At 61.1% G+C, this 23,355-nt stretch carries 19 protein-coding genes; 12 read left to right on the forward strand and 7 right to left on the reverse strand.

Features of this window, described 5'->3' with window-relative positions; genetic code table 11:
• Window positions 1-258 precede the first annotated feature (258 nt).
• The gene (locus tag QK296_RS24345; protein WP_003189291.1) at window positions 259-1,734 is read right to left on the reverse strand and encodes an inorganic phosphate transporter; all 1,476 of its coding nucleotides are present in this window, start codon (window positions 1,732-1,734) and stop codon (window positions 259-261) included.
• Window positions 1,735-2,066: 332 nt separating this feature from the next.
• Complete coding sequence (locus QK296_RS24350) at window positions 2,067-2,267, reverse strand: hypothetical protein (RefSeq protein ID WP_003189295.1); 201 nt, start codon at window positions 2,265-2,267, stop codon at window positions 2,067-2,069.
• A 685-nt stretch (window positions 2,268-2,952) separates the two neighbouring features.
• Here QK296_RS24350 and pcaR point away from each other — a divergent pair.
• The 11 genes from pcaR to pcaC all read left to right on the forward strand — a co-directional run bounded on the left by pcaR (window position 2,953) and on the right by pcaC (window position 13,823).
• Entirely contained in the window at window positions 2,953-3,795 is an 843-nt protein-coding gene (pcaR, locus tag QK296_RS24355; protein ID WP_003189296.1) for a pca regulon transcriptional regulator PcaR, read from the forward strand.
• A gap of 152 nt (window positions 3,796-3,947) precedes the next feature.
• Complete coding sequence (locus tag QK296_RS24360; RefSeq protein ID WP_003189298.1) at window positions 3,948-5,288, forward strand: MFS transporter; 1,341 nt, start codon at window positions 3,948-3,950, stop codon at window positions 5,286-5,288.
• A gap of 248 nt (window positions 5,289-5,536) precedes the next feature.
• The gene (locus tag QK296_RS24365) at window positions 5,537-6,394 is read left to right on the forward strand and encodes a CoA transferase subunit A (RefSeq protein ID WP_003189300.1); all 858 of its coding nucleotides are present in this window, start codon (window positions 5,537-5,539) and stop codon (window positions 6,392-6,394) included.
• The gene (locus QK296_RS24370) at window positions 6,394-7,173 is read left to right on the forward strand and encodes a CoA-transferase subunit beta (protein ID WP_003189301.1); all 780 of its coding nucleotides are present in this window, start codon (window positions 6,394-6,396) and stop codon (window positions 7,171-7,173) included. Before QK296_RS24365 ends, QK296_RS24370 begins: the two co-directional genes overlap by 1 nt.
• Entirely contained in the window at window positions 7,170-8,372 is a 1,203-nt protein-coding gene (gene pcaF, locus QK296_RS24375) for a 3-oxoadipyl-CoA thiolase (RefSeq protein WP_194251677.1), read from the forward strand. Before QK296_RS24370 ends, pcaF begins: the two co-directional genes overlap by 4 nt.
• 21 nt (window positions 8,373-8,393) lie before the next feature.
• Window positions 8,394-9,098 carry a protocatechuate 3,4-dioxygenase subunit beta gene (gene pcaH, locus QK296_RS24380; protein ID WP_032893118.1) on the forward strand — a complete coding sequence of 235 codons (705 nt, stop codon included), beginning with the start codon at window positions 8,394-8,396 and terminating at the stop codon, window positions 9,096-9,098.
• Between the two features lies 1 nt (window position 9,099).
• A complete protein-coding gene (gene pcaG / locus QK296_RS24385; RefSeq protein WP_282391513.1) occupies window positions 9,100-9,666 on the forward strand; it encodes a protocatechuate 3,4-dioxygenase subunit alpha in 567 nt (188 codons plus the stop codon).
• 275 nt (window positions 9,667-9,941) lie between these two features.
• Complete coding sequence (locus QK296_RS24390) at window positions 9,942-11,237, forward strand: MFS family transporter (protein ID WP_032893116.1); 1,296 nt, start codon at window positions 9,942-9,944, stop codon at window positions 11,235-11,237.
• Window positions 11,238-11,247: 10 nt separating this feature from the next.
• Window positions 11,248-12,612: a 3-carboxy-cis,cis-muconate cycloisomerase gene (locus tag QK296_RS24395; RefSeq protein ID WP_282391516.1), complete on the forward strand. Its 1,365-nt coding sequence runs from the start codon at window positions 11,248-11,250 to the stop codon at window positions 12,610-12,612.
• A gap of 10 nt (window positions 12,613-12,622) precedes the next feature.
• A complete protein-coding gene (gene pcaD, locus QK296_RS24400) occupies window positions 12,623-13,414 on the forward strand; it encodes a 3-oxoadipate enol-lactonase (RefSeq protein WP_094775203.1) in 792 nt (263 codons plus the stop codon).
• A gap of 10 nt (window positions 13,415-13,424) precedes the next feature.
• Window positions 13,425-13,823 (forward strand): 4-carboxymuconolactone decarboxylase, encoded by a 399-nt coding sequence (pcaC, locus tag QK296_RS24405; RefSeq protein WP_003189316.1) that lies wholly within the window; start codon window positions 13,425-13,427, stop codon window positions 13,821-13,823.
• A gap of 131 nt (window positions 13,824-13,954) precedes the next feature.
• Here pcaC and QK296_RS24410 read toward each other — a convergent pair whose 3' ends face one another.
• The 5 genes from QK296_RS24410 to QK296_RS24430 form a co-directional block, all read right to left on the reverse strand.
• Complete coding sequence (locus tag QK296_RS24410) at window positions 13,955-14,854, reverse strand: polysaccharide deacetylase family protein (RefSeq protein WP_069557985.1); 900 nt, start codon at window positions 14,852-14,854, stop codon at window positions 13,955-13,957.
• A gap of 82 nt (window positions 14,855-14,936) precedes the next feature.
• Entirely contained in the window at window positions 14,937-16,187 is a 1,251-nt protein-coding gene (locus QK296_RS24415) for an OprD family porin (protein ID WP_047710257.1), read from the reverse strand.
• Between the two features lie 182 nt (window positions 16,188-16,369).
• Window positions 16,370-17,827 (reverse strand): AdeC/AdeK/OprM family multidrug efflux complex outer membrane factor, encoded by a 1,458-nt coding sequence (gene adeC, locus QK296_RS24420; protein WP_003189337.1) that lies wholly within the window; start codon window positions 17,825-17,827, stop codon window positions 16,370-16,372.
• Complete coding sequence (locus QK296_RS24425; protein WP_003189340.1) at window positions 17,824-20,985, reverse strand: efflux RND transporter permease subunit; 3,162 nt, start codon at window positions 20,983-20,985, stop codon at window positions 17,824-17,826. The genes adeC and QK296_RS24425 overlap by 4 nt, the downstream gene beginning before the upstream one ends.
• Before the next feature lie 3 nt (window positions 20,986-20,988).
• A complete protein-coding gene (locus QK296_RS24430; protein ID WP_034134944.1) occupies window positions 20,989-22,137 on the reverse strand; it encodes an efflux RND transporter periplasmic adaptor subunit in 1,149 nt (382 codons plus the stop codon).
• A gap of 265 nt (window positions 22,138-22,402) precedes the next feature.
• Here QK296_RS24430 and QK296_RS24435 point away from each other — a divergent pair, with 265 nt between their 5' ends.
• Entirely contained in the window at window positions 22,403-23,035 is a 633-nt protein-coding gene (locus QK296_RS24435) for a TetR family transcriptional regulator (RefSeq protein WP_044272702.1), read from the forward strand.
• Window positions 23,036-23,355 lie beyond the last annotated feature (320 nt).

Consider the following 23,355-nt stretch of genomic DNA (forward strand, 5'->3'; position numbering starts at 1 on the left):
CCGCCGTCAGGGCGGAACCCTAAGTGGCCGTTACCGCAGCAATGGATATGTACACGGCCCAACTGTGTTGACTGTCAGGCCGCCATCGCAGGCAAGTCAGCTCCCACAGTTTGACTGCGGGGTGTCAGGTAGGTATGTGTCGGCTGTCCGGTCGCCACGGGGGCAAGATGCCTTGCCACAGGTGGACTACGGTGCGCTTGGAACATAAAAAAAGGTGCGACCCTCGCGGATCGCACCTTTTTTATTGCCGGCTGGCTATCAGTTACCCAATGCCTTGGACGCCAACCAGAACAACCCGGCCGAGAGGCCTACGGTCGCTGGCAAGGTCAATACCCAAGCCATCAGGATGGTCTTGACCGTGCCACCTTGCAGGCCGCTTTTGTTGGCAACCATCGTGCCCGCCACGCCAGAAGACAGGACGTGAGTGGTGGACACTGGCAGGGCGAAGATATTGGCAAAGCCGATCATGGTGGCCGTGGTGATCTGCGCCGACATGCCCTGGGCATAGGTCATGCCTTGCTTGCCGATCTTCTCACCGATGGTCAGCACCACGCGTTTCCAGCCCACCATGGTGCCCAGGCCCAGGGCCAGTGCGACCGCGAGGATCACCCAGAACGGGGCGTACTCGGTGGTGGCGGTCAGGTCTTTGCGCAGCTTGTCGAGGTCGGACTTCTCACGGGAGTCCAGGCCTGGCAGCTTGCCGACTTTCTTCGCGGTGTCATCCAGGCAGAGCAGGTAGCGACGCACTTCGATGCGGTGGTCGGCGGTCAGCGAGTGGTAGTCCGAGACGCCCTTGAGGGTGCCCAGCAGCGCGTTGATCGTCGGTTCGGTCTGCTGCGGGTTGCAGCGGAACTTGCCCGGCAGGTCATCCTTCACGCTTTTGCCCAGGGCCAGGAACTCACCGAGGGTCTCGTGGTTGCGCTGGTAGAACTGGTTCAGGTGCAGCGTGGCGTCGCGGGTACGTTCGATCTGGTAGGTGGTGCTGCCCAGGTCCAATACAAACTGCGCCGGCACGATACCGATGAGCACCAGCATGATCAGGCCGATGCCTTTCTGGCCATCGTTGGAGCCGTGCACGAAGCTCACAGCCATGGCCGAAATCACCAGCACCAGGCGGTTCCAGAACGGCGGGTGCTTTTTGTCGTCAAGCTTGCGGCGCTGGTCCGGGGTCTTGTGCATCTTTGACAGCGGGCGCCACCACTTCAGGCCGATCAGCACCAGGGCGGCGACCAGGAAGCCCGCCATCGGCGAGAACACCAGCGACGCGCCGATATCCACGGCCTTCTGCCAGTTCACACCGTCAGCCAGGGGGATGTCGTTGATCAACGCGTTGGCCAGGCCGACACCGAGGATCGAGCCGATCAGGGTGTGGGAGCTGGAAGCGGGGATACCGAAGTACCAGGTGCCCAGGTTCCAGGTGATTGCCGCCGCCAACAACGAGAAGACCATTGCCAAGCCATGGCCGGTGTTCACATTGATCAGCAACTCCACCGGCAGCAAGTGCACGATGGCGTAGGCGACACCGACACCACCGAGCAATACGCCGAGGAAATTGAACACCCCGGAGAAGAACACGGCCAAGTGTGGCGGCATGGCTTTGGTATAGATGACTGTGGCCACCGCGTTAGCGGTGTCATGAAAGCCATTGATGAACTCGAAGGCGAGGACAAAGGCCAGGGCGAGCAACAGGCTCACGAGAACCCAAGCATCCAGTCCGCTGAATAAATCGATCATGAAGGTTTTCTGACCCGGTCGTAAGGGGGCGCGATTATGCCAGAAAACATCAGTAATCGATGCATTAGCTGCTCATCGGTAACAATCTTCCTGGAAAAAAATGCGGCAAGACGCACGCATCCCAGGGTTTTCGGGGCTTTGGCAAGTCTTTGATTTATAAAGCGCAGGCCCCAGAAGACGGGCTTTCATCATGAAAACGCCATGCCTGAAACATTTGTATGAAATTTCGTAGGTGGATGTAGGTTGCTGACCAGCGGACGCTAAAGCAGGTGCCCTCTGCCAGTACTGCACCGGCAGAGACAGCACGACTCTTGAAGCTCGAACCGAAGCGCTTATGGCTCCTCGGTCTTGAGTTCCTGCTCGATCTTTTGGATTTCCTGGGCAAATGCCTGGTCTAGCAGGCTGGCACGTTTACGCCATGGCTTGCGTTCCGGCTCGGGTTGCGCGGCGTAGGTGGTGACTTCCCCGCCGTAGACATCCTTGTAACGTTGCTCCTGGCGCTCAAGTTCCGCGCGCAGTTCATCTTTCGTCACAGTATTACCTAATTGAGTTGAGTTTATTGATTGCGCAGCGTCATGCCTGAAAGTCGTGCTCGGGCGATACCAAATAAAACAGGCGAACCGTTCAAGTTGGTACATGGGCCTGAAGGCCGTTCTTTCAAGCGAGTACTTGTGACCGGCGTTGCCAGCAGCCTGCAATGCCTGGTGAGCTCCACTCCCGATGGTGATACCGGGCTGACCTCTGCACAGGTTGCATTATAGCGGCGCATTTGAATAACACTATCATCATGAAGTTAAAAAGCGTCAACGACATGTCTGGAGTTTGTTACATACCGCCGCGTTATTTGTGAACACCGTCATCTTCATGTCTACATTTGAGTTACACGCACATCTCATGTGGGAGCGGGCTTGCTCGCGAAGGCGGTGCGTCAGTCAACATGTATGTTGCTGGGCGGACCTCTTCGCGAGCAAGCCCGCTCCCACATGAGTTCTGCGTTGATTTCGCTTGATTGATCGGCATTAGGGTAGATGTCTACGCTTTACAGAGGCATCAGGCAAATCTGAAACGTTAGCGGGTGGGGCTGCGCCAAATTGCGATAATCGCATGATCGTCCGATAATCGCCCAATGTTGCCGCCGCTGGCTTGTGCGGTACGGCCGGCACGGCTTGTAATAGCCGCCAACCCTCCCGTGGTGATAACAAGAGAAGGCCCTTTGAAATGAACGATCAATTGCGCAACTCCTTTGCATCAGTGGCGCCGCCGATCGTGGCTTCACCGGCCAAGCGTATCCAGGCATTCACCGGTGATCCGGATTTCATGACGTCCCTGGCCCGTGGCCTGGCCGTGGTGCAGGCGTTCCAGGAGCGCAAGCGTCACCTGACCATCGCCCAGATCAGCCACCGTACCGAAATTCCCCGCGCCGCCGTGCGCCGTTGCCTGCATACCTTGATCAAGCTCGGCTACGCCACCACGGACGGGCGCACCTATTCGTTGTTGCCCAAAGTGCTGACCCTCGGTCATGCCTATCTGTCGTCCACACCGCTGGCTGTCTCGGCCCAGCCTTATCTGGACCGCATGAGCGAGCAACTGCATGAAGCCTGCAACATGGCGACCCTGGAGGGCGATGACATCCTTTATATCGCCCGTTCTGCCACTACCCAGCGCCTGATCTCGGTTGACCTTTCGGTAGGCGGGCGCTTGCCTGCGTATTGCACGTCCATGGGCCGCATTCTGCTGGCCGCCCTCGACGATGCCTCGCTGCAGGATTACCTCGACCATGCCGACCTGCAAACCAAGACCAGCCGCACTCTGACCACGCCGCAAGCGTTATTTGAATGCCTGCAACAGGTGCGTCAGCAGGGCTGGTGCATTGTCGACCAGGAATTGGAGCAGGGCCTGCGTTCCATCGCGGTGCCGGTGTATGACGCGTCCGGCCAGGTGTTGGCCGCGCTGAATGTCAGCACCCACGCCGGGCGGGTCAGCCGCAGCGAGTTGGAGCAGCGCTTTTTGCCGAGCATGCTCAGCGCCAGCCGTGAGCTGAGTGCGCAACTGTTTGCCTAACCTAAGATGTTCGGTGACCGCACAGATCCCGACTGGCTCGATTGACGGTGTTTCCCTTGGCTTATTAATGTGCGGCAGCGCTCTGAGGAGCTGCCCCCTATAAGAATGACGACCTCAGGTTGTCAGCCCGCCATCGGTGTGGAATAAAAATAATGAATCAGCCTTCTGTCGGTACCACCCTGGATGTACAGTCCTTTATCAACGCCCAGCCACTCTCGCGCTATCAGTGGCGCGTGGTGATCCTGTGTTTCCTGATTGTCTTCCTCGACGGCCTCGACACGGCCGCCATGGGCTTTATCGCGCCCGCGCTGTCCCAGGACTGGGGCATCGACCGCGCCAGCCTCGGCCCGGTGATGAGCGCCGCGTTGATCGGCATGGTGTTCGGCGCACTCGGTTCCGGCCCGCTGGCCGACCGCTTTGGCCGCAAAGTCGTGCTGGTCGGCGCGGTGTTGGTGTTTGGTGCGTTCAGCCTGGCGTCGGCCTACAGCACCAATGTCGACCAGTTGCTGGTACTGCGCTTTCTCACCGGCCTGGGCCTGGGCGCCGGCATGCCGAATGCCACCACCTTGCTCTCTGAATACACCCCCGAGCGGCATAAATCCTTGTTGGTGACCAGCATGTTCTGTGGCTTCAACCTTGGCATGGCCGGCGGTGGGTTTATTTCGGCCAAGCTGATCCCCGCGTTCGGCTGGCACAGCCTGTTACTGATCGGCGGCATCCTGCCGTTGATCCTCGCGGTGGTGCTGTTGGTTTGGCTGCCGGAGTCGGCGCGTTACCTGGTGGTGCGCAATCGCGGCACCGACAAGGTGCGCAAGACCCTGGCCCCTATCGAGCCAAGCATCGTCGCCCAGGCCACTCACTTCAGCGTGCCGGAGCAAAAAACCGTCAAGGCCCGCAATGTGTTCGCGGTGATCTTCTCGGGCACCTACAGCGCTGGCACCTTGCTGTTGTGGCTCACGTACTTCATGGGCCTGGTGATTGTTTACCTGCTGACCAGTTGGCTCCCCACCTTGATGCGTGACAGCGGCGCGAGCATGGAGCAGGCCGCGTTTATCGGCGCGTTGTTCCAGTTTGGTGGGGTGCTGAGCGCGGTGGGCGTGGGCTGGGCGATGGACCGGTTCAACCCGCACAAAGTGATCGGCACGTTCTATCTGCTGGCCGGGGTGTTTGCCTACGCGGTGGGGCAGAGCCTGGGCAACATCACGCTGTTGGCCACCCTGGTGCTGGTCGCCGGGATGTGCGTCAACGGTGCGCAATCGGCGATGCCGTCGCTGGCGGCACGTTTCTACCCCACCCAGGGCCGTGCCACCGGGGTGTCGTGGATGCTCGGCATCGGCCGCTTCGGCGCGATCCTGGGGGCGTGGATGGGCGCGACCTTGCTGGGCCTGGGCTGGAACTTCGAGCAGGTGCTCACGGCGCTGGTGATTCCGGCGGCATTGGCCACGGCAGCGGTGGTGATCAAGGGCATGGTCAGCCATGCCGATGCAACCTGAAACCGATCACTATCCCTGTGGGAGCTGGCTTGCCTGCGATAGCGGTGCTGAATTCACTCGCGCCATCGCAGGCAAGCCAGCTCCCACATTGACCCTGTTCTTTGCGATGGTTAGTCAAGCAACAATCGGTTCGATAATCGAACACTCAGTCGATTATCGGATTGTTTGGCCCATTACCCCGGCTTAACCTTCAAGCACTTCGGCGCCACCTCAGCGCCTTTTTCGATCAACACCGGGAGCCCAACCCCATGGCTGAAATCCTCACCCTGCGTGATGCGGTCAAGCGCTTCGTGAACGACGGCGATACCGTCGCCCTTGAAGGCTTCACCCACCTGATCCCTACGGCCGCAGGCCATGAAATCATTCGTCAGGGCAAGAAAGACCTGACACTGGTGCGCATGACGCCTGACCTGATCTACGACCAGTTGATCGGTGCCGGCTGTGCACGCAAGTTGATTTTCTCCTGGGGCGGCAACCCGGGCGTGGGTTCCCTGCATCGCCTGCGTGACGCGGTAGAGAAACAATGGCCGCAAGCGCTGGAGATTGAAGAGCATAGCCACGCCGACCTGGCCAATGCCTACGTCGCCGGTGCCTCCGGCCTGCCGTTCGCGGTGTTGCGTGCCTACGCCGGTTCCGACTTGCCCAAGGTCAACCCGCTGATCAAGACCGTCACCTGCCCCTTCACGGGTGAAGTGCTGGCGGCGGTGCCATCGGTGCGCCCGGACATCACTGTGATTCACGCGCAGAAAGCCGATCGCAAAGGCAACGTGCTGCTCTGGGGCATTCTCGGGGTGCAAAAGGAAGCGGCCCTGGCGGCCAAGCGCTGCATCGTCACCGTCGAGGAAATCGTCGACGACCTGAATGCGCCGATGAACAGCTGCGTGCTGCCGACCTGGGCGCTGACGGCGGTGTGTCATGTACCCGGTGGTGCGCATCCTTCCTATGCGCACGGCTACAACGAGCGGGATAACCGCTTCTATCAGGCGTGGGACCCGATTGCCCGCGACCGTGGGACCTTTACCGCCTGGATCGACGAATACATCCACGGCACTGCCGACTTCAGTGAATTCCAGGCCAAGCTGGCCACCGCGCAGGAGGCTAAGTAATGGCTTACTCCACCAATGAAATGATGACCGTCGCCGCCGCACGCCGCCTCAAGAACGGCTCGGTGTGCTTCGTCGGCATCGGCCTGCCATCGAAGGCCGCCAACCTGGCGCGCCTGACATCGTCGCCGGATGTGGTGCTGATCTACGAGTCGGGCCCGATTGGGGCCAAGCCCAGCGTATTGCCGCTGTCCATCGGTGATGGCGAGCTGGCGGAGACCGCTGACACTGTGGTACCCACCGGTGAGATCTTTCGCTACTGGCTGCAGGGCGGGCGTATTGATGTGGGTTTTCTCGGCGCGGCCCAGGTCGACCGTTTCGGCAATATCAACACCACCGTGGTCGGTGATTATCACCAGCCCAAAGTGCGTTTGCCGGGTGCCGGTGGCGCGCCGGAAATCGCCGGTTCCGCCAAGAGCGTGCTGATCATCCTGAAGCAGTCGTCCCGTTCGTTTGTCGACAAACTCGATTTCATCACCTCTGTGGGGCACGGCGAAGGTGGCGACTCGCGCAAGCGTCTGGGCCTGCCCGGCGCCGGCCCGGTGGGCATCATTACCGACCTGTGCATCATGGAACCGGAGGAGGGCAGCCATGAGTTCGTGGTCACTGCGCTGCACCCCGGCGTGACCCGCGAGCAAGTGGTCGCCGCCACCGGCTGGGCGATTCGCTTTGCCGACCAGGTGAGCACCACCGCTGAGCCCACCGAGACCGAATTGACCGCCCTGCGTGACCTCGAAGCGCGCACTGCGGCTGCCCACGGCCAAGCACCGGGAGAAGCCTGATGCGCGAGGTTTATATCTGTGATGCCATTCGCACACCTATCGGCCGTTTCGGCGGTGGCCTGTCCACGGTGCGTGCCGACGACCTGGCGGCGCTGCCAATCAAGGCGTTGATCGAGCGCAACCCATCGGTGGACTGGAGCGCCGTAGACGAAGTCTTCCTCGGCTGCGCCAACCAGGCCGGTGAAGATAACCGCAACGTGGCACGCATGGCGTTGCTGCTGGCGGGGCTGCCGGAAAGCATTCCCGGCGTGACCCTCAACCGCCTGTGCGCCTCGGGCATGGATGCCATCGGCACCGCCTTTCGTGCGATTGCCAGCGGTGAAATGGAGCTGGCGATTGCCGGTGGCGTCGAATCGATGTCCCGCGCTCCGTTTGTGATGGGCAAGGCCGACGCGGCGTTTTCGCGCAACATGAAGTTGGAAGACACCACCATTGGCTGGCGTTTTATCAACCCGCTGATGAAGGCCCAGTACGGCGTGGATGCCATGCCGCAGACCGCCGATAACGTGGCCGACGACTACCAGGTTTCCCGCGCCGACCAGGACGCTTTCGCCCTGCGCAGCCAGCAACGCACCGCCGCCGCCCAGGCCGCCGGATTCTTTGCCGAGGAAATCGTACCGGTGCGGGTCGCGCATAAAAAAGGCGAAACCCTGGTGGAACACGATGAACACCCACGGGACACCACGTTGGAAGCCTTGGCCAAGCTCAAGCCGGTCAACGGTGCAGACAAGACCGTCACCGCCGGCAACGCTTCGGGGGTCAACGATGGCGCCGCGGCGCTGATCCTCGCCAGCGCCGAGGCCGTCAAGCAACACGGCCTCACCGCCCGCGCCCGAGTACTGGGCATGGCCAGCGCCGGTGTCGCCCCGCGGGTGATGGGCATCGGCCCGGTGCCGGCGGTACGCAAGCTGGTGGAGCGCCTGGGGTTGGCGGTCACCGATTTTGACGTGATCGAACTCAACGAAGCCTTTGCCAGCCAAGGCCTGGCGGTGCTGCGCGAGCTGGGTATTGCGGACGATGCGCCCCAGGTCAACCCCAACGGTGGCGCCATTGCCCTCGGCCATCCCCTGGGGATGAGTGGTGCGCGGTTGGTGCTGACGGCCCTGCACCAATTGGAAAAAAACGGCGGCCGCAAAGGCCTGGCGACCATGTGCGTTGGCGTTGGCCAAGGCCTGGCCCTGGCGATTGAACGCGTCTGATAACTAAAAGAGGATTGCTCCATGAGTGACAAGCCCGGTTACCGGCGCCCGCAAGCGGGCACCCAACCTGATTACCTGCACCCGGCGTACCAGTCGACGAACCTGCGTTCGCCGTCTCAGCCATTGGTGTTTCTGCCCCATTCCTTGTCGGAAATCACCGGCCCGACCATCGGCGCCGAACGTATCAATGACAAGGACAACGACCTGACGGCCCAGCATGACGGCGAGCCGCAAGGCGAGCGCATCATCATTCATGGCCGCGTGCTGGACGAAAACGGCCTGCCAGTGCCGGGCATTCTTGTGGAGATCTGGCAGGCCAATGCCGCCGGCCGCTACAACCACAAGCGCGACCTGCACGATGCACCCCTGGACCCGAATTTCACCGGCACCGGGCGCACCGTCACCGACGCCGACGGCTGGTACCAGTTCCAGACCATCAAGCCTGGCGCCTACCCGTGGGGCAACCACCACAACGCGTGGCGCCCGGCGCATATCCACTTTTCGCTGTTTGGCCCCAGCGTGCTGACGCGCTTGGTGACGCAGATGTATTTTCCGGGCGATCCGTTGCTGGAATACGACCCGATCTACAACTGCGTGCCGGACACCAGCGCCAAGCAACGCTTGATCGCCAGTTTCGACCTGGAAAAAACCATTCCTTCCTATGCCCTCGGCTACCGCTGGGACATCGTCCTGCGCGGCCGCGACGCCACGCCGATGGAGAAATGAGATGACACTCAACGCGACCACGTCCCACACCGTCGGGCCGTATTACCACATTGGCCTGACCTGGCTGAACCGTGAAGACCTGACCGTCACTGCCACCCTCGGCGAACGCGTGGCAATCACCGGGCAAGTGGTGGACGGCAACGGTGATGTCGTCAACGACGCCATGCTGGAAGTCTGGCAGGCCAATGCCGCCGGCAAATATGCCCACCCCGAAGACGAGCAGGACAAAGCGCTCGACCCGAACTTCGAAGGCTTCGGCCGCGTGCCGGTGGATGCCCAAGGGCGTTTTCGCTTTACCACCATCAAGCCTGGCAGTGTGCCGGGGCTCAAGGGCACCACCCAGGCGCCGCACTTGGTGGTGCTGGTGTTTGCCCGTGGGTTGGTGAAGCACTTGCTGACGCGGATTTATTTTGACGGTGAGGCCTTGAACGGCGATGACCCGTTGCTGGCGTGTGTACCGGCGGAACGTCGTAGCACCCTGATTGCCAAGGCGGATGCGGACGGGGTTTATCAGTGGAATGTGATTTTGCAGGGGACAGCTAAGGAAACGGTGTTCTTCGACTACTGAGTTGGCTGTAGGGCCCCATTGACGATCGTTCCCACGCTCTGCGTGGTAATGCATCCCGTGACGCTCCGCGTCACCCGCGAACGGCAGGACGCGGAGCGTCCCATGCGGCATTCCCACGCAGAGCGTGGGAACGATCATCCACAACACAAAATGTGGGAGCCGGGCTTGCCCGCGATGAGGCCCTCTCACGCTCCACCTATCCAAAAGTCTGCTTGCGGAACAGGGTTGTTGCAAAGTATGTCTAGGCTATAACCGTTCCCACTGAGTAAAAAAACATGACAACAAAAACCAGCCACTACACCGGAGAAGAACGCAGCAAACGGATCTTTGCGATTGTCGGTGCTTCCTCCGGCAACCTGGTCGAATGGTTCGACTTCTACGTCTATGCCTTCTGCGCGATTTATTTCGCCCCGGCGTTTTTCCCCTCGGATGACCCTACGGTGCAGTTGCTCAACACCGCCGGTGTGTTTGCCGCCGGGTTCCTGATGCGTCCGATTGGCGGCTGGTTGTTTGGCCGGGTGGCCGACAAGCACGGGCGCAAGAATTCGATGATGATTTCGGTGCTGATGATGTGCGGCGGTTCCCTGGTCATCGCCTTCCTGCCCACCTATAACGACATCGGTGCCTGGGCCCCGGCGTTGCTGTTGGTGGCGCGGCTGTTCCAGGGCTTGTCGGTGGGCGGCGAGTACGGCACCACGGCCACCTACATGAGTGAAGTCGCGCTCAAGGGCCAGCGTGGCTTCTTCGCCTCGTTCCAGTACGTGACCCTGATCGGCGGCCAGTTGCTGGCGGTGCTCGTGGTGGTGATCCTGCAACAGATCCTCACCGAAGAAGAACTGCGCGCCTGGGGCTGGCGCATCCCGTTTGTGATCGGCGCCATTGCCGCCGTGATCTCCCTGCTGCTGCGTCGCACCCTGAAAGAAACCACCAGCAAGGAAATGCGCGAAGACAAGGACGCCGGCAGTATCGTCGCGCTGTTTCGCGACCACGGCAAAGCCTTCATCACGGTGCTGGGCTACACCGCCGGCGGCTCGCTGATTTTCTACACCTTCACCACCTACATGCAGAAGTACCTGGTGAACACCGTGGGCATGCACGCCAAGACCTCGAGCTACATCATGACCGGCGCGCTGTTTCTGTACATGTGCATGCAGCCGTTGTTCGGCATGTTGGCCGACAAGATCGGCCGACGTAATTCGATGCTCTGGTTCGCCGGCCTTGGCACGCTGTTTACCGTGCCGATCCTGCTGACCTTGAAAACCGTGACCAGCCCGTTTCTGGCCTTTGTGCTGATCACCCTGGCCTTGGCGATTGTCAGCTTCTACACCTCCATCAGCGGCCTGGTCAAAGCGGAGATGTTCCCGCCGCAGGTGCGTGCATTGGGCGTGGGCCTGGCGTATGCAGTGGCTAACGCGGTGTTTGGCGGTTCGGCAGAAGTGGTTGCGCTGAGCCTCAAATCCATCGGCATGGAAAACACCTTTTATTGGTACGTCACCGCGATGATGGCGGTGGCCTTCCTGTTCAGCTTGCGCCTGCCGAAACAGGCGGCGTACCTGCATCACGATCTGTAAGGGATGAGTTATGACGTTGCGCACGAGCAATCAACTGTTCGACGCTTATTTCACCGCTGACAGCATGGCCGACGTGTTCTGTGACCAGGGACGCTTGCAGGGCATGCTGGATTTCGAAGCCGCACTGGCCCGGGCGCAGGCCCGCGTCGGGTTGATTCCCCAGGCCGCCGTCGCGCCGATTGCCCAGGCGTGCCTGGCGTCGCTGTATGACGTGGATGCCCTTGGCAGCGCAATTGCCACGGCGGGCAACTCAGCGATTCCATTGGTGAAGGCGTTGGGCAAGTTGATCGCCAGTGAGGACGCCGACGCCGAGCGTTATGTGCACCTGGGCGCAACCAGCCAGGACGTGATGGACACCGGCCTGGTGCTGCAACTGCGCCGTGGGGTGGAACTGATCGAGGCCGACCTGGCTCGCCTGGGGGATGTGTTGGCCGCCCAGGCCCAGCGTTATGCCACCGTGCCTTTAGCCGGGCGCACCTGGTTGCAGCACGCGACGCCGGTCACCCTGGGGATGAAAATCGCCGGTTGGCTGGGCGCGGTGACGCGCAGTCGCGAGCGCCTGGCCGAATTGAAGCCGCGCCTGCTGGTGCTGCAATTTGGCGGCGCATCAGGCACGTTGGCGGCGCTCGGCGAACACGCCATGCCGGTGGCCGAAGCCTTGGCCGCCGAGTTGCAACTGGGCTTGCCGGAACAACCCTGGCACACCCAGCGTGACCGCCTGGTGGAGTTTGCCAGCCTGCTAGGCCTGATCGCCGGCAGCCTCGGCAAGTTGGGCCGCGATATCAGCCTGTTGATGCAGACCGAAGCGGCGGAGGTGTTCGAGCCCTCGGCGCCGGGCAAGGGCGGTTCGTCCACCATGCCCCACAAACGCAACCCGGTGGGTGCCGCAGTGTTGATCAGCGCGGCCACCCGTGTACCGGGCCTGGTGGCGACGATGTTCAGCGCCATGCCCCAAGAGCACGAACGCAGCCTGGGCTTGTGGCACGCCGAATGGGAGACCTTGCCGGAGATTTGCCGCCTGGTGTCCGGTGCCTTGCACCAGGCAATTCTGGTCAGTGAAGGGTTGGAAGTGAATGCCGAACGCATGGCACAGAACCTCGACCTGACCCAGGGCCTGGTGCTGGCCGAAGCGGTGAGTATCGTGCTCGCCCAACGCTTGGGCCGCGACACCGCGCACCATCTGCTGGAACAGTGCTGCAAACGTGCGGTCGCCGAGCAGCGCCATTTGCGCGCGGTGCTGGCGGATGAGCCGCACGTCACCGCCGAGTTGTCAGCGGCTGAACTGGACCGCCTGCTCGACCCGGCCCACTACCTGGGCCAGGCGTCCACCTGGGTTACGCGTGCAGTGACCGAACATTTTGCTTTGACTGCCTGAGGAGAACGCTGTGGCTTTTGTAAAACTCGCCGAGGGCGAACTGCATTACCAACTCGAGGGGCCCGCCGACGCACCGGTATTGGTGCTGTCCAATTCCCTGGGTACCGACCTGCATATGTGGGATATCCAGATTCCGGCCTTCACCGAGCATTTTCGCGTACTGCGCTTCGACACCCGCGGCCACGGCCAATCCCTGGTGACCGAGGGGCCTTACAGCATTGAGCAACTGGGCCAAGACGTGATCGCACTGCTGGATGCGCTGGAGATCCAGAAGGCGCATTTTTGCGGATTGTCCATGGGCGGCTTGATCGGCCAATGGCTGGGCATCCATGCCGGCGAGCGTCTGCAACGCCTGGTGGTGTGTAACACCGCGGCCAAGATCGGTACGCCCGAGGTATGGAACCCGCGTATCGAAATGGTCCTGCGTGATGGCGCAGCCGCGATGGTAGCGCTGCGCGATGCGTCGATTGCGCGCTGGTTCACCGCAGATTTCGCCGCCGCCCACCCGCATCAGGCCAAGCAGATCACTGACATGCTCGCGGCCACGTCGCCCGAGGGGTATGCCGCCAACTGCGGCGCCGTGCGCGATGCGGATTTCCGTGAGCAATTGTCCTCGATCAAGGTGCCGACCCTGGTGATTGCCGGTACCGAAGATGCGGTGACGCCGCCAGCCGGTGGCCACTTTATCCAGAGCCATGTGCAGGGTGCCGAGTATGCCGAGTTCTATGCGGCGCACCTGTCCAACGTTCAGGCCGGTGCTGCGTTCAGCGACCGGGTGATCGAATTTCTGCTGGCCCGCTGAGGAGCTATTTGTGGACGAGAAACAACGTTACGCCGAGGGCCTGCAGGTGCGCCGCGAAGTACTGGGCGATGCCCACGTCGACCGCAGCCTCAATGCCCTGACCGAGTTCAACAGCGAGTTCCAGGAAATGATCACCCGCCACGCCTGGGGTGACATCTGGACCCGCCCAGGCCTGCCTCGGCATACCCGCAGCCTGATCACCATCGCGATGCTGATCGGCATGAACCGCAGTGAAGAACTGAAACTGCACCTGCGCGCTGCCGCGAGCAACGGCGTAACCCGCGCCGAGATCAAGGAAGTGTTGATGCAGAGTGCGATCTATTGCGGGATCCCGGCAGCGAATGCGACGTTTCACTTGGCGGAGTCAGTGTGGGATGAGTTGGGTGTGGAGTCTCGCCAGCAAGACTGAATATGAAATGCAATCAAATGTGGGAGCTGGCTTGCCTGCGATTGCGGTGGGCCAGTCAATATTGGGCTGACTGACAGATTGCTATCGCAGGCAAGCCAGCTCCCACAGGGGATCGTCACAAGTTCAGGGCATTAGTGGGAATCAGCATCCCACACCCAATTCCACACCCCCGGCAGATGCACCGGCGCGTTCACAGCCTTGACCGTACGGGCCAGCGCTGCACGTTCCAGCGCGGCGTGGTCGGTATAGAACGGCTCTGCCGCTGTCTTCAAACCGTTGACCCGCGCGCTGTCCATCAGGATCTGCAAGTACTCCTGCATATGCCGCGCGGTGTAGCGGTTGATGTCATGGAAGGTCACCACCACCGGGATCACGCCCTCCACCGTCGGTAGCTCACCCAAGGCGATGCGCTCGCGCACCACCGACAGTTGCCGATACAGGTTGGCCCGCCGACGCGGGCTGGCGTTGAAACCCCAGATCTTGCCGTCATTGGCACTCAAATCCGTCAGCAGTACCTGCATGCCGTGGCGTTGATAGGCGGCGAAGGTGCGCTTGTCGTAGTTCCAGAAGGGCGGGCGTACCAGCACGGGTGGGGCGCCCGTGATGGCGGCAATGTCTGCGGCGCCTTCGGTAAGGGTGTGTTCCAGCGTGGCGTCATTCAACCAACGATGATTGGTGTGAAACGCGGTGGCGGTGTGGAAGGCCAGGACGTGACCGGCGGCGTGTTCACGCTCCATGGTCTTGCGCCCCCGGGAACTGCCGCCTGAGCGAGCGGCCTCGGTCTGCAGGAAAAACACCGCCTTGATCCCCGGCAACACCGGATTATTGGCCAGGTCGGCCACTACCGAGCGGCTCGGGTTGTTGTAGCCGGAGGCGCTAGGGCCGTCATCGAAGGTCAGCAGAAAGCGGATTGGCGCCTGGGTTTGCAGGCGCTGTTCGGTTTGAGGCGTCAGGGCGATGGGCGCGCTGATACAGCCCCCCAGGCTCAAGGCCAGGGCAAACAGTGCGATTGCTGTAGCGAAGGATTTCATGCCGTGCAGGGCCCGAGTAAAGGCCGCTGCTGGGGGGATCAGCAGCGGCAGGCGCGCACCATACAGTAAGTGCTATGCCGGTTTACAGCAGGCTAATCGGATAGCTGACGATCAACCGGTTCTCATCGAACTCGTTGTTGCTGTAGTCCCTGCGCATGCTGGAGTTGCGCCAGCGCACGTTGAGGTTTTTCAGGGTGCCGCTCTGCACCGTATAGCCCACTTCGGTCTCGCGGCCCCACTCCTTGCCGTCGGTGATGGTGCCGGTATGCACGTTGCTGCCGCTGATATAGCGGTTCATCAACGTCAGGCCTGGTACGCCGAGGGCGGCGAAGTTGTAGTCGTGGCGAACCTGCCAGGATTTTTCCTGCGCGTTGTCGTAGCTGGAGTTGTAGCTGTCGTTGGCCAGGGTGCCACCACTGGTGCCGTTGACGCGCATCCAGGCACTGTCGCCGGTGAGTTTTTGCAGGCCGACGTAGAAGGTGTTGCCGCCGTACCTGGCTGAGAACAAACCGGACCAGGTTTTGTTGTCCAGGTCTCCGGCGCGAGCGCTGCCGTCTTCCTTGCCGTAAAAGAAGCCCAGGTTGGCGCCCAGGGTCCAGTCGCCTACGGGCTGGCTGTGGATCAGGTTGACGAACTGCTGGCTGTAGATGTCCTTGAGCTGGGCATTCCACACGCCGACTTGGGTGCGTTTGTCGTTGAATGCGTATTCGGCGCCCTGGAAATTGAAGCGGTCGGAGGTGAAGGCGGTTTTGCCGACCATCGACATGTCGCTCATGCTGCCGTCGTCCCGCGGGCTGTTGGCGCGGAATTGGCCGCCATAGAGGGTCAGGCCGTCGATTTCCTTGGAGGTGATCTGCCCGCCACGCAGGGTCTGCGGCAGGGAGCGACCATCGTCGGAGCGCAGGATCGGCAGCACCGGCATCCATTCGCCCACCTTCAGCTCGGTCTTGGAAAAGCGCGCCTTGAATGCCACGCCCAGCCGGCCAAACTCATCGGCTGGCCGGCCGTCATGGTCCAGCGGCAGCAACTGCGTGCCGCCCGTGCCACGGCCGCCATCGAGCTTGAGCGAGTACAAGCCCAGCACGTCCACACCAAAACCGACTGTGCCCTGGGTGAAACCGGACTTGGCGTCGAGGATGAAACTTTGTGTCCACTCCTGCGCGCCACCCTGGGCTTTGGTCGGGTTGGTGAAGTTGCGGTTGAAGAAGAAGTTACGCAGGTTGAGGTTGGCGCTGGCGTCTTCGAGAAAGCCGTGCTCCTGGGCGAAAACGGGCAGGGCAGAACTGGCGACAGCAGCCGCCAGCAACAGCTGGCGCGGTTGGAAAGTGCTCATGGTGTGGACCTGTTGTTATTGGGTTTATGCAGGTGGCGGCCATGGTGCGCGGCGGTGCGGGGGCGATGAAAGTGGGGGAAGGCGGGTTGTGGGCGATGATCGAACGTAAGTTGTACGGGCAACAATGCAGGCATAAAAAAACCGCTTCCGGTAAGGGAAGCGGTTTTTTCACACCTGCGCTATCAGAACAACTTCAACGGCGGTGCTTGTTCTTTCAACGGCTCGTTCTTCGCGGTCTGCTCGTTCCAGCCACCGCCGAGGGCCTTGTACAGGTTGACCTCGCTGGTGAGCTGCGCCAGGCGGTCGGTGATCAGCGATTGCTGGGCACTGAACAGTTGGCGCTGGGCATCGAGGAAGGTCAGGTTGCTGTCGACACCAATGCGGTAGCGACGCTCGGCCAGGCGGTAGTAATCCTGGTTAGCCTCGACGAAGCCGCGCTGGGCATCCAGTTGCTGCTTGTAGGTCGCACGCGCGGCGAGGCCGTCGGAGACTTCCTGGAAGCCGGTCTGGATGGCCTTCTCGTAGTTGGCCACGTTGATCTCTTTCTGGATCTTCGAGTAGTCCAGGCTTGCGCGCAGGCTACCGGCGTTGAAGATCGGGATGTTGATCTGCGGGGCAAACGCCCAGGTCCCCGAACCACCTTTGAACAGGCCGCCCAGGGTAGGGCTGGCGGTACCGGCGCTGGCGGTCAGGCTGATGCTCGGGAAGAACGCCGCACGGGCCGCGCCGATATTGGCGTTGGCCGCCTTGAGGTTGTACTCGGCCTGCACGATGTCGGGACGACGTTGCAGCAGGTCTGATGGCAACCCGGCCGGCACTTCGCTGAGCAAGTCATCGGACAGCGGCTTGCTGGCGATATTGGCCGGCAGGCCGGTGCCCAGCAGCAGGGTCAGGCTGTTTTCGTCCTGGGCCACCTGGCGGGTGTAACGGGCCAGTTGCACGCGGGCGTTTTCCACCGAGGTGCGTGCCTGGCTGAGGTCGAGGGCCGAGGCCACGCCGACTTCATTGCTGCGCGAGGTGAGCTTGTAGCTTTGCTCGAACGCGGCCAGGGTGTCCTGGGTCAGCTTGAGCAGCTCCTTGTCGGCCTGCCAGGTCAGGTAGGCATTCGCCACGCTGGCCACCAGGCTGATTTGGGTGCTGCGGCGCGCTTCTTCAGTGGCGAAGTACTTTTGCAGCGCTTCTTCACTGAGGCTGCGAACGCGGCCGAACAGGTCCAGCTCATACGAACTGATGCCAAGGCCCGCCGAGTACTGGCTGGCGATGGTCGATTCGCCGGTCTGCGACAGCTTGGCCGGGGTACGCGAACGGCTGCCGTTACCGGTGGCCGATACCGCCGGGAACAGGTCGGCACGCTGGATCTGGTATTGCGCTGCATAGGCGTCGATGTTCAGCGCCGCGACACGCAGGTCACGGTTGTTCACCAACGCGGTCTGGATCAATTGCTGCAGGGCAGGGTCATGGAAAAACTGCTTCCAACCTTGCTCGGCAGCGGCCTGGCTCGGCGCCTGGGCCGACGAATACGCCGGCCCCTGCGGGAACTGCGCGGCCACCGGCGCTTCGGGACGCTGATAGTCAGGTATCAGCGAGCAGCCACTGAGCACGAATGCGGTGACGGCTAGGGAAAGTAGCGACTTGCTCATTGGCCAGCCTCTTTAGGAGTTTCAGTAGTGTCTTTCTTTTTGCGTTCGCCAGCGGCGGACACGGTTGCGTAGAACAGTGGCACCCAGAAGATCGCCAGCACAGTGGCCGTGATCATACCGCCGATAACGCCGGTACCGATTGCGTGCTGGCTGCCTGAACCGGCGCCGGTGGAGATTGCCAGCGGCAATACGCCGAGCATGAACGCCAACGAGGTCATGATGATCGGGCGCAGACGCATGCGGGATGCTTCGATAGCCGCCTCGACGATGCCTTTGCCTTGCTCGTGCAATTCCTTGGCGAATTCCACGATGAGGATGGCGTTTTTCGCCGCCAGGCCCACCGTCACCAACAGGCCCACCTGGAAGAACACGTCGTTGGACAAGCCGCGCATGCTGGTGGCGATCAGTGCACCGATCACACCCAGAGGTACAACCAGAATCACCGCGATCGGGATCGACCAGCTTTCGTACAGCGCCGCCAGGCACAAGAACACGACCAGCAGCGACAGTGCGTACAGTGCTGGCGCCTGGGAACCGGAAAGGCGTTCTTCGTACGACAGGCCTGTCCAGGCGTAACCGACACCGGCCGGCAGTTCTTTGGCGATGCGTTCGACTTCGGCCATCGCATCACCGGTACTGTAGCCCGGTGCCGGGGTACCGAGGATTTCCATCGCCGCTACACCGTTGTATCGCGAAAGCTTGGGCGAACCGTAGATCCACTGGCCCGACGAGATGGCCGACAGCGGCACCATTTTCCCGTCGTTGCTGCGCACGTACCATTTGTCCAGGTCTTCGGGCGACATGCGGCTGGCGGCGTCACCTTGTACATACACCTTCTTCACGCGACCACGGTCGATGAAGTCGTTGATGTAGCTACCACCCAAGGCAATGGCCAGGGTCTGCTGGATATCCGCGAGGCTGATGCCCTGGGCACTGGCCTTCTCGTCGTCAACGGTCAGCTCGTACTGCGGCTCGTCGTTCACGCCGTTAGGACGTACGCCGGCCAGCACCTTGCTCTGTGCTGCCGCGCCCAGGAACTGGTTACGTGCAGCCATCAGCTTGTCGTGGCCGACGCCACCCTGGTCTTGCAGGAACACGTCAAAACCGGTGGCGTTACCCAGCTCCAGTACCGAAGGTGGCACGATGGCAAATACCATGGCGTCCTTGAAGGCCCCGAAGAAGTAACCCTGGGCACGCTTGGCCACTTCGAACACCGATTGGGTCGAGTCACGCTCATCCCACGGTTTGAGCATCACGAACGCGAGACCCGAGCTCTGGCCACGGCCAGCAAAGTTGAAGCCGTTCACGGTAAACACCGACTTCACCGCCTTGCCTTCGCCTGGCTCGCCTTCCTTGTCGTTCAGCAGGAAGGCGCGCATGTCGTCGACGACTTTTTGCGTGCGCTCAGCCGAAGCACCAACCGGTGTCTGCACCTGGGCGAAGATCACACCCTGGTCTTCCTCAGGCAGGAACGCGCTTGGAATACGGGTGAACATCCAGATCATGCCGACCAGGATCAGCGCATACACCAGGAACGCCGGGATCTTGTGCTTGATCATGCCGCCCACGCCGCGCTCGTACTTGAGTACGCCACGGTCGAAGGTACGGTTGAACCAGCCGAAGAAGCCGCGCTTGGGTTGGCCGTGTTTTTCCGGATCAATCGGCTTGAGCATGGTGGCGCACAACGCCGGGGTGAAGATCAGGGCAACCAGTACCGACAACGCCATCGCCGAAACAATGGTGATGGAGAACTGCCGGTAGATCACACCGGTGGAACCACCGAAGAACGCCATCGGCAGCAGTACCGCCGAGAGCACCAGGGCAATACCCACCAGGGCGCCCTGGATCTGGCCCATGGACTTGATCGTTGCTTCCTTGGGCGACAGGTGTTCCTCGGCCATTACCCGTTCGACGTTTTCCACCACAACGATGGCATCGTCCACGAGCAAGCCGATGGCCAGGATCATGCCGAACATGGTCAGGGTGTTGATGGTGAAGCCGCACGCCGCCAGGATCCCGAAGGTACCCAGCAATACCACCGGTACGGTCATGGTGGTGATGATGGTGGCACGGAAGTTCTGCAGGAACAGGAACATCACCAGGAACACCAGCACGATCGCTTCGACCAGGGTGTGAACCACACCGGAGATCGATTCGGTCACGACCGGCGTAGTGTCATAGGGCACCACCGCCTTCATGCCAGGCGGGAAGAACGGCTCCAGGGACTTGACTGTTTCGCGGATGGCCTTGCCAGTGTCCAGTGCGTTGGCACCGGCCGCCAGCTTGATCGCCATACCCGAAGCCGGCTTGCCGTTGAACTGTGCACTGATGCTGTAGTTCTGGCCGCCCAGTTCGATACGCGCGACGTCACCCAGGCGAACCTGGGAGCCGTCGGTGTTCACCTTCATCAGGATCTTGGCGAATTCCTCGGTGCTTTGCAGGCGCGTCTTGCCGATGATCGTGGCGTTCAGCTGGGTGCCTGGCAGGGCTGGCAGGCCGCCCAGTTGGCCGGTGGCCACCTGCACGTTCTGGGCCTTGATGGCATTGCTGACGTCCACTGGCGTGAGCTGGTAGTTGTTGAGCTTGGCCGGGTCGAGCCAGATACGCATGGCGTACTGCGAACCGAACACCTGGAAGTCACCCACCCCCGCAGTACGGGAGATCGGGTCCTGGATGTTGGACACGATGTAGTTGGAGAGGTCGTCCTTGGTCATGCTGCCGTCTTCCGACACCAGACCGATCACCATCAGGAAGTTCTTCACCGACTTGGTCACGCGGATACCCTGTTGCTGCACTTCTTGCGGCAGCAGTGGGGTGGCCAGGTTCAGCTTGTTCTGTACCTGAACCTGGGCGATATCCGGGTTGGTACCCTGGTTGAACGTCACGGTGATGGTCATGCTGCCGTCGGAGTTACTGTCCGAGGAGACATAACGCAGGTTGTCGATACCGTTGAGCTGTTGCTCGATGACCTGTACCACGGTGTCCTGCACGGTTTGTGCGGACGCGCCTGGGTAGGTCACCTGGATATCAATGGCCGTTGGCGCAATGGCCGGGTATTGGTTGATGGGCAACTTCAGGATCGAGAGTGCCCCGACCAGCATGATCACCAGGGCAATTACCCAGGCGAAAATGGGACGGTCGATAAAAAATTTCGACATGGATTACTCCCCTTGACCAGCAGCGGCAGCAGGCGCAGCAGCGGTACCGGCGGGTTTGGCGTTGGAGGCTTCCGTGACCTTCACCTCGGCGCCCGGCTTGACGTACTGCAAGCCTTCGGTGATGACGCGATCACCGGCATTGAGGCCTTTTTCCACCAGCCAGTAGGCACCGGCGGTACGGTTGGCAACCAGTTCGCGTTGCTCGACCTTGTTGTCCTTGTTCACGATCAGCGCCGTCGGAATGCCGCGCAGGTCGCGGGTCACGCCTTGCTGCGGAGCCAGGATGGCCTTGCTGTTCACACCGGCCAGCAACTGGGCGTGCACGAACATGCCCGGCAGCAGCACGTGGTCAGGGTTGGGGAACACGGCACGCAGGGTCACGGAACCGGTGGTCTGGTCGACCGACACTTCGGAGAATTCGAGCTTGCCGTCCTGGGCGTAGGCCGTGCCGTCTTCCAGGGTCAGCTTGACCTTGGCGGCGTTTTCGCCGGCCTTCTCCAGCTGGCCGCTTTCCAGGTCGCGGCGCAGTTTCAGCATTTCAGCCGAGGACTGCGTGACGTCGACGTAGATCGGGTCCAGTTGCTGAATCACGGCCATGGCATCGGCCTGGCCATTGCTGACCAGTGCGCCTTCGGTCACCGAAGAACGACCAATACGCCCGGAGATCGGCGCAAACACTTTGGTGTAGCGCACGTTGATCTGGGCGGTTTGAACGTTTGCTTCGGCGGTCATGCGGTTGGCGACGGCAGTGTCGTATTCCTGACGGCTGACGGCCTGTTCATCGACCAACTGCTTGTAGCGGTCGCTGATGGACTTGGTCTGGGACAGGCTGGCTTGTGCGCTTTTCAGGGTGGCCTCATACACCGACGGGTCGATCTGGTAGAGCTGTTGCCCTTCCTTCACGTCGGCGCCTTCCTTGAACAGGCGCTTGAGAATGATGCCGTTGACCTGCGGCCGAACTTCCGCAATGCGGAAGGCCGTGGTGCGGCCAGGCAGCTCGGTAGTCAGGGTATAGGCTTGCGGTTGAATGGTGACCACGCCGACCTGAGGGGTTTGAGCGGGCGGTGCCGCTTCTTCCTTTTTACATCCGCTGAGCAGCGATGCCAGGGCGACGGCAGTGACCAGAGCGGTAACAGCTGGCTTAAGTTGCATGAAGATCCTCGGGTCAGGCGCGCAGAGTGCGCACAAGAAGTGTGGAAGGGTAAAAAACAAGCCGTGAGTGGATAAGTAGCTTGCTACGCAATATACTTACGTTCATGGTTGTTTGTAAACTCTTGACAGGCTTCGCGCAATGCTGACAAAGCACCGCCGCAAGCCTCGATTCTAGTACGTTCGGCGCCCATGACGGCGTCGTCCCACAATTATTCAGATGATGGTCAAGTACCATCCACAGTGTCCTGATTGAGGTTTTACTGCCATGGTTCGTCGCACCAAAGAGGAAGCTCAGGAAACGCGCAGCCAGATTCTCCAAGCCGCCGAGCAAGCCTTTTATGAGCGTGGTGTGGCGCGCACCACCCTGGCGGACATCGCCGCGTTGGCGGGCGTCACGCGTGGGGCTATCTATTGGCATTTCAGCAATAAGTCCGATTTGCTCCAGGCCTTGCTCGACACGCTGCACGAACCCCTGGACGAATTGGCCCGGGCGAGTGAAAGCGAGGATGAAGTCGACCCGCTGGGCTGTATGCGCAAGCTGATGATTCATCTCTACCATGAAGTGGCCCTGGACCCGAAAACCCGGCGCATCAACGAGATTCTGTTTCATAAGTGCGAGTTCACCGATGAAATGTGCGACATGCGCCGCCAACGCCAGACCCATAGCCTGGAATGCAACCTGCGTATCAGCCTGACGTTGCGTAACGCGGTCAATCGCGGGCAACTGCCTGAAAATCTCGACACCACCCGTGGGGCTGTCTGCATACATGCCTTTATCCACGGTTTGATCGGCCAGTGGCTGCTGGTCCCCGATAGCTTTGAACTGCATCAGGACGCCGAGCGCTGGGCTGATATAGGGCTGGACATGCTGCGCCTGAGCCCCAGCCTGCGCAATTGAAACAAAATGCGTAATTGCAACCCGTTGTGTCAACAGTAAAGCCTAAAGACGGTCAATCGTCCTTCTGCCTGATTTGTGGGGTGACTTTATATACGGCATGGCGGGCGGTTGATAGGTAGCCGGCTAAGTATTTTGTAGCGATATTGTTGCGGTTCTGTGAAGCGATGTTTCCAACAGGCACAAATGTGGGAGAGAACTTGCCCCTGACACTGTAGGAGCGAGCTTGCTCGCGAAAAACTAACAGACGCCGCGTTCATTCAGGAAGCGCGCGTTATCGTTGACGTTTTTCGCGAGCAAGCTCGCTCCTACAGTATTGGGTT

The sequence above is a fragment of the Pseudomonas sp. AL10 genome (genome assembly GCF_029960685.1).
GTDB lineage: Bacteria > Pseudomonadota > Gammaproteobacteria > Pseudomonadales > Pseudomonadaceae > Aquipseudomonas > Aquipseudomonas lactis.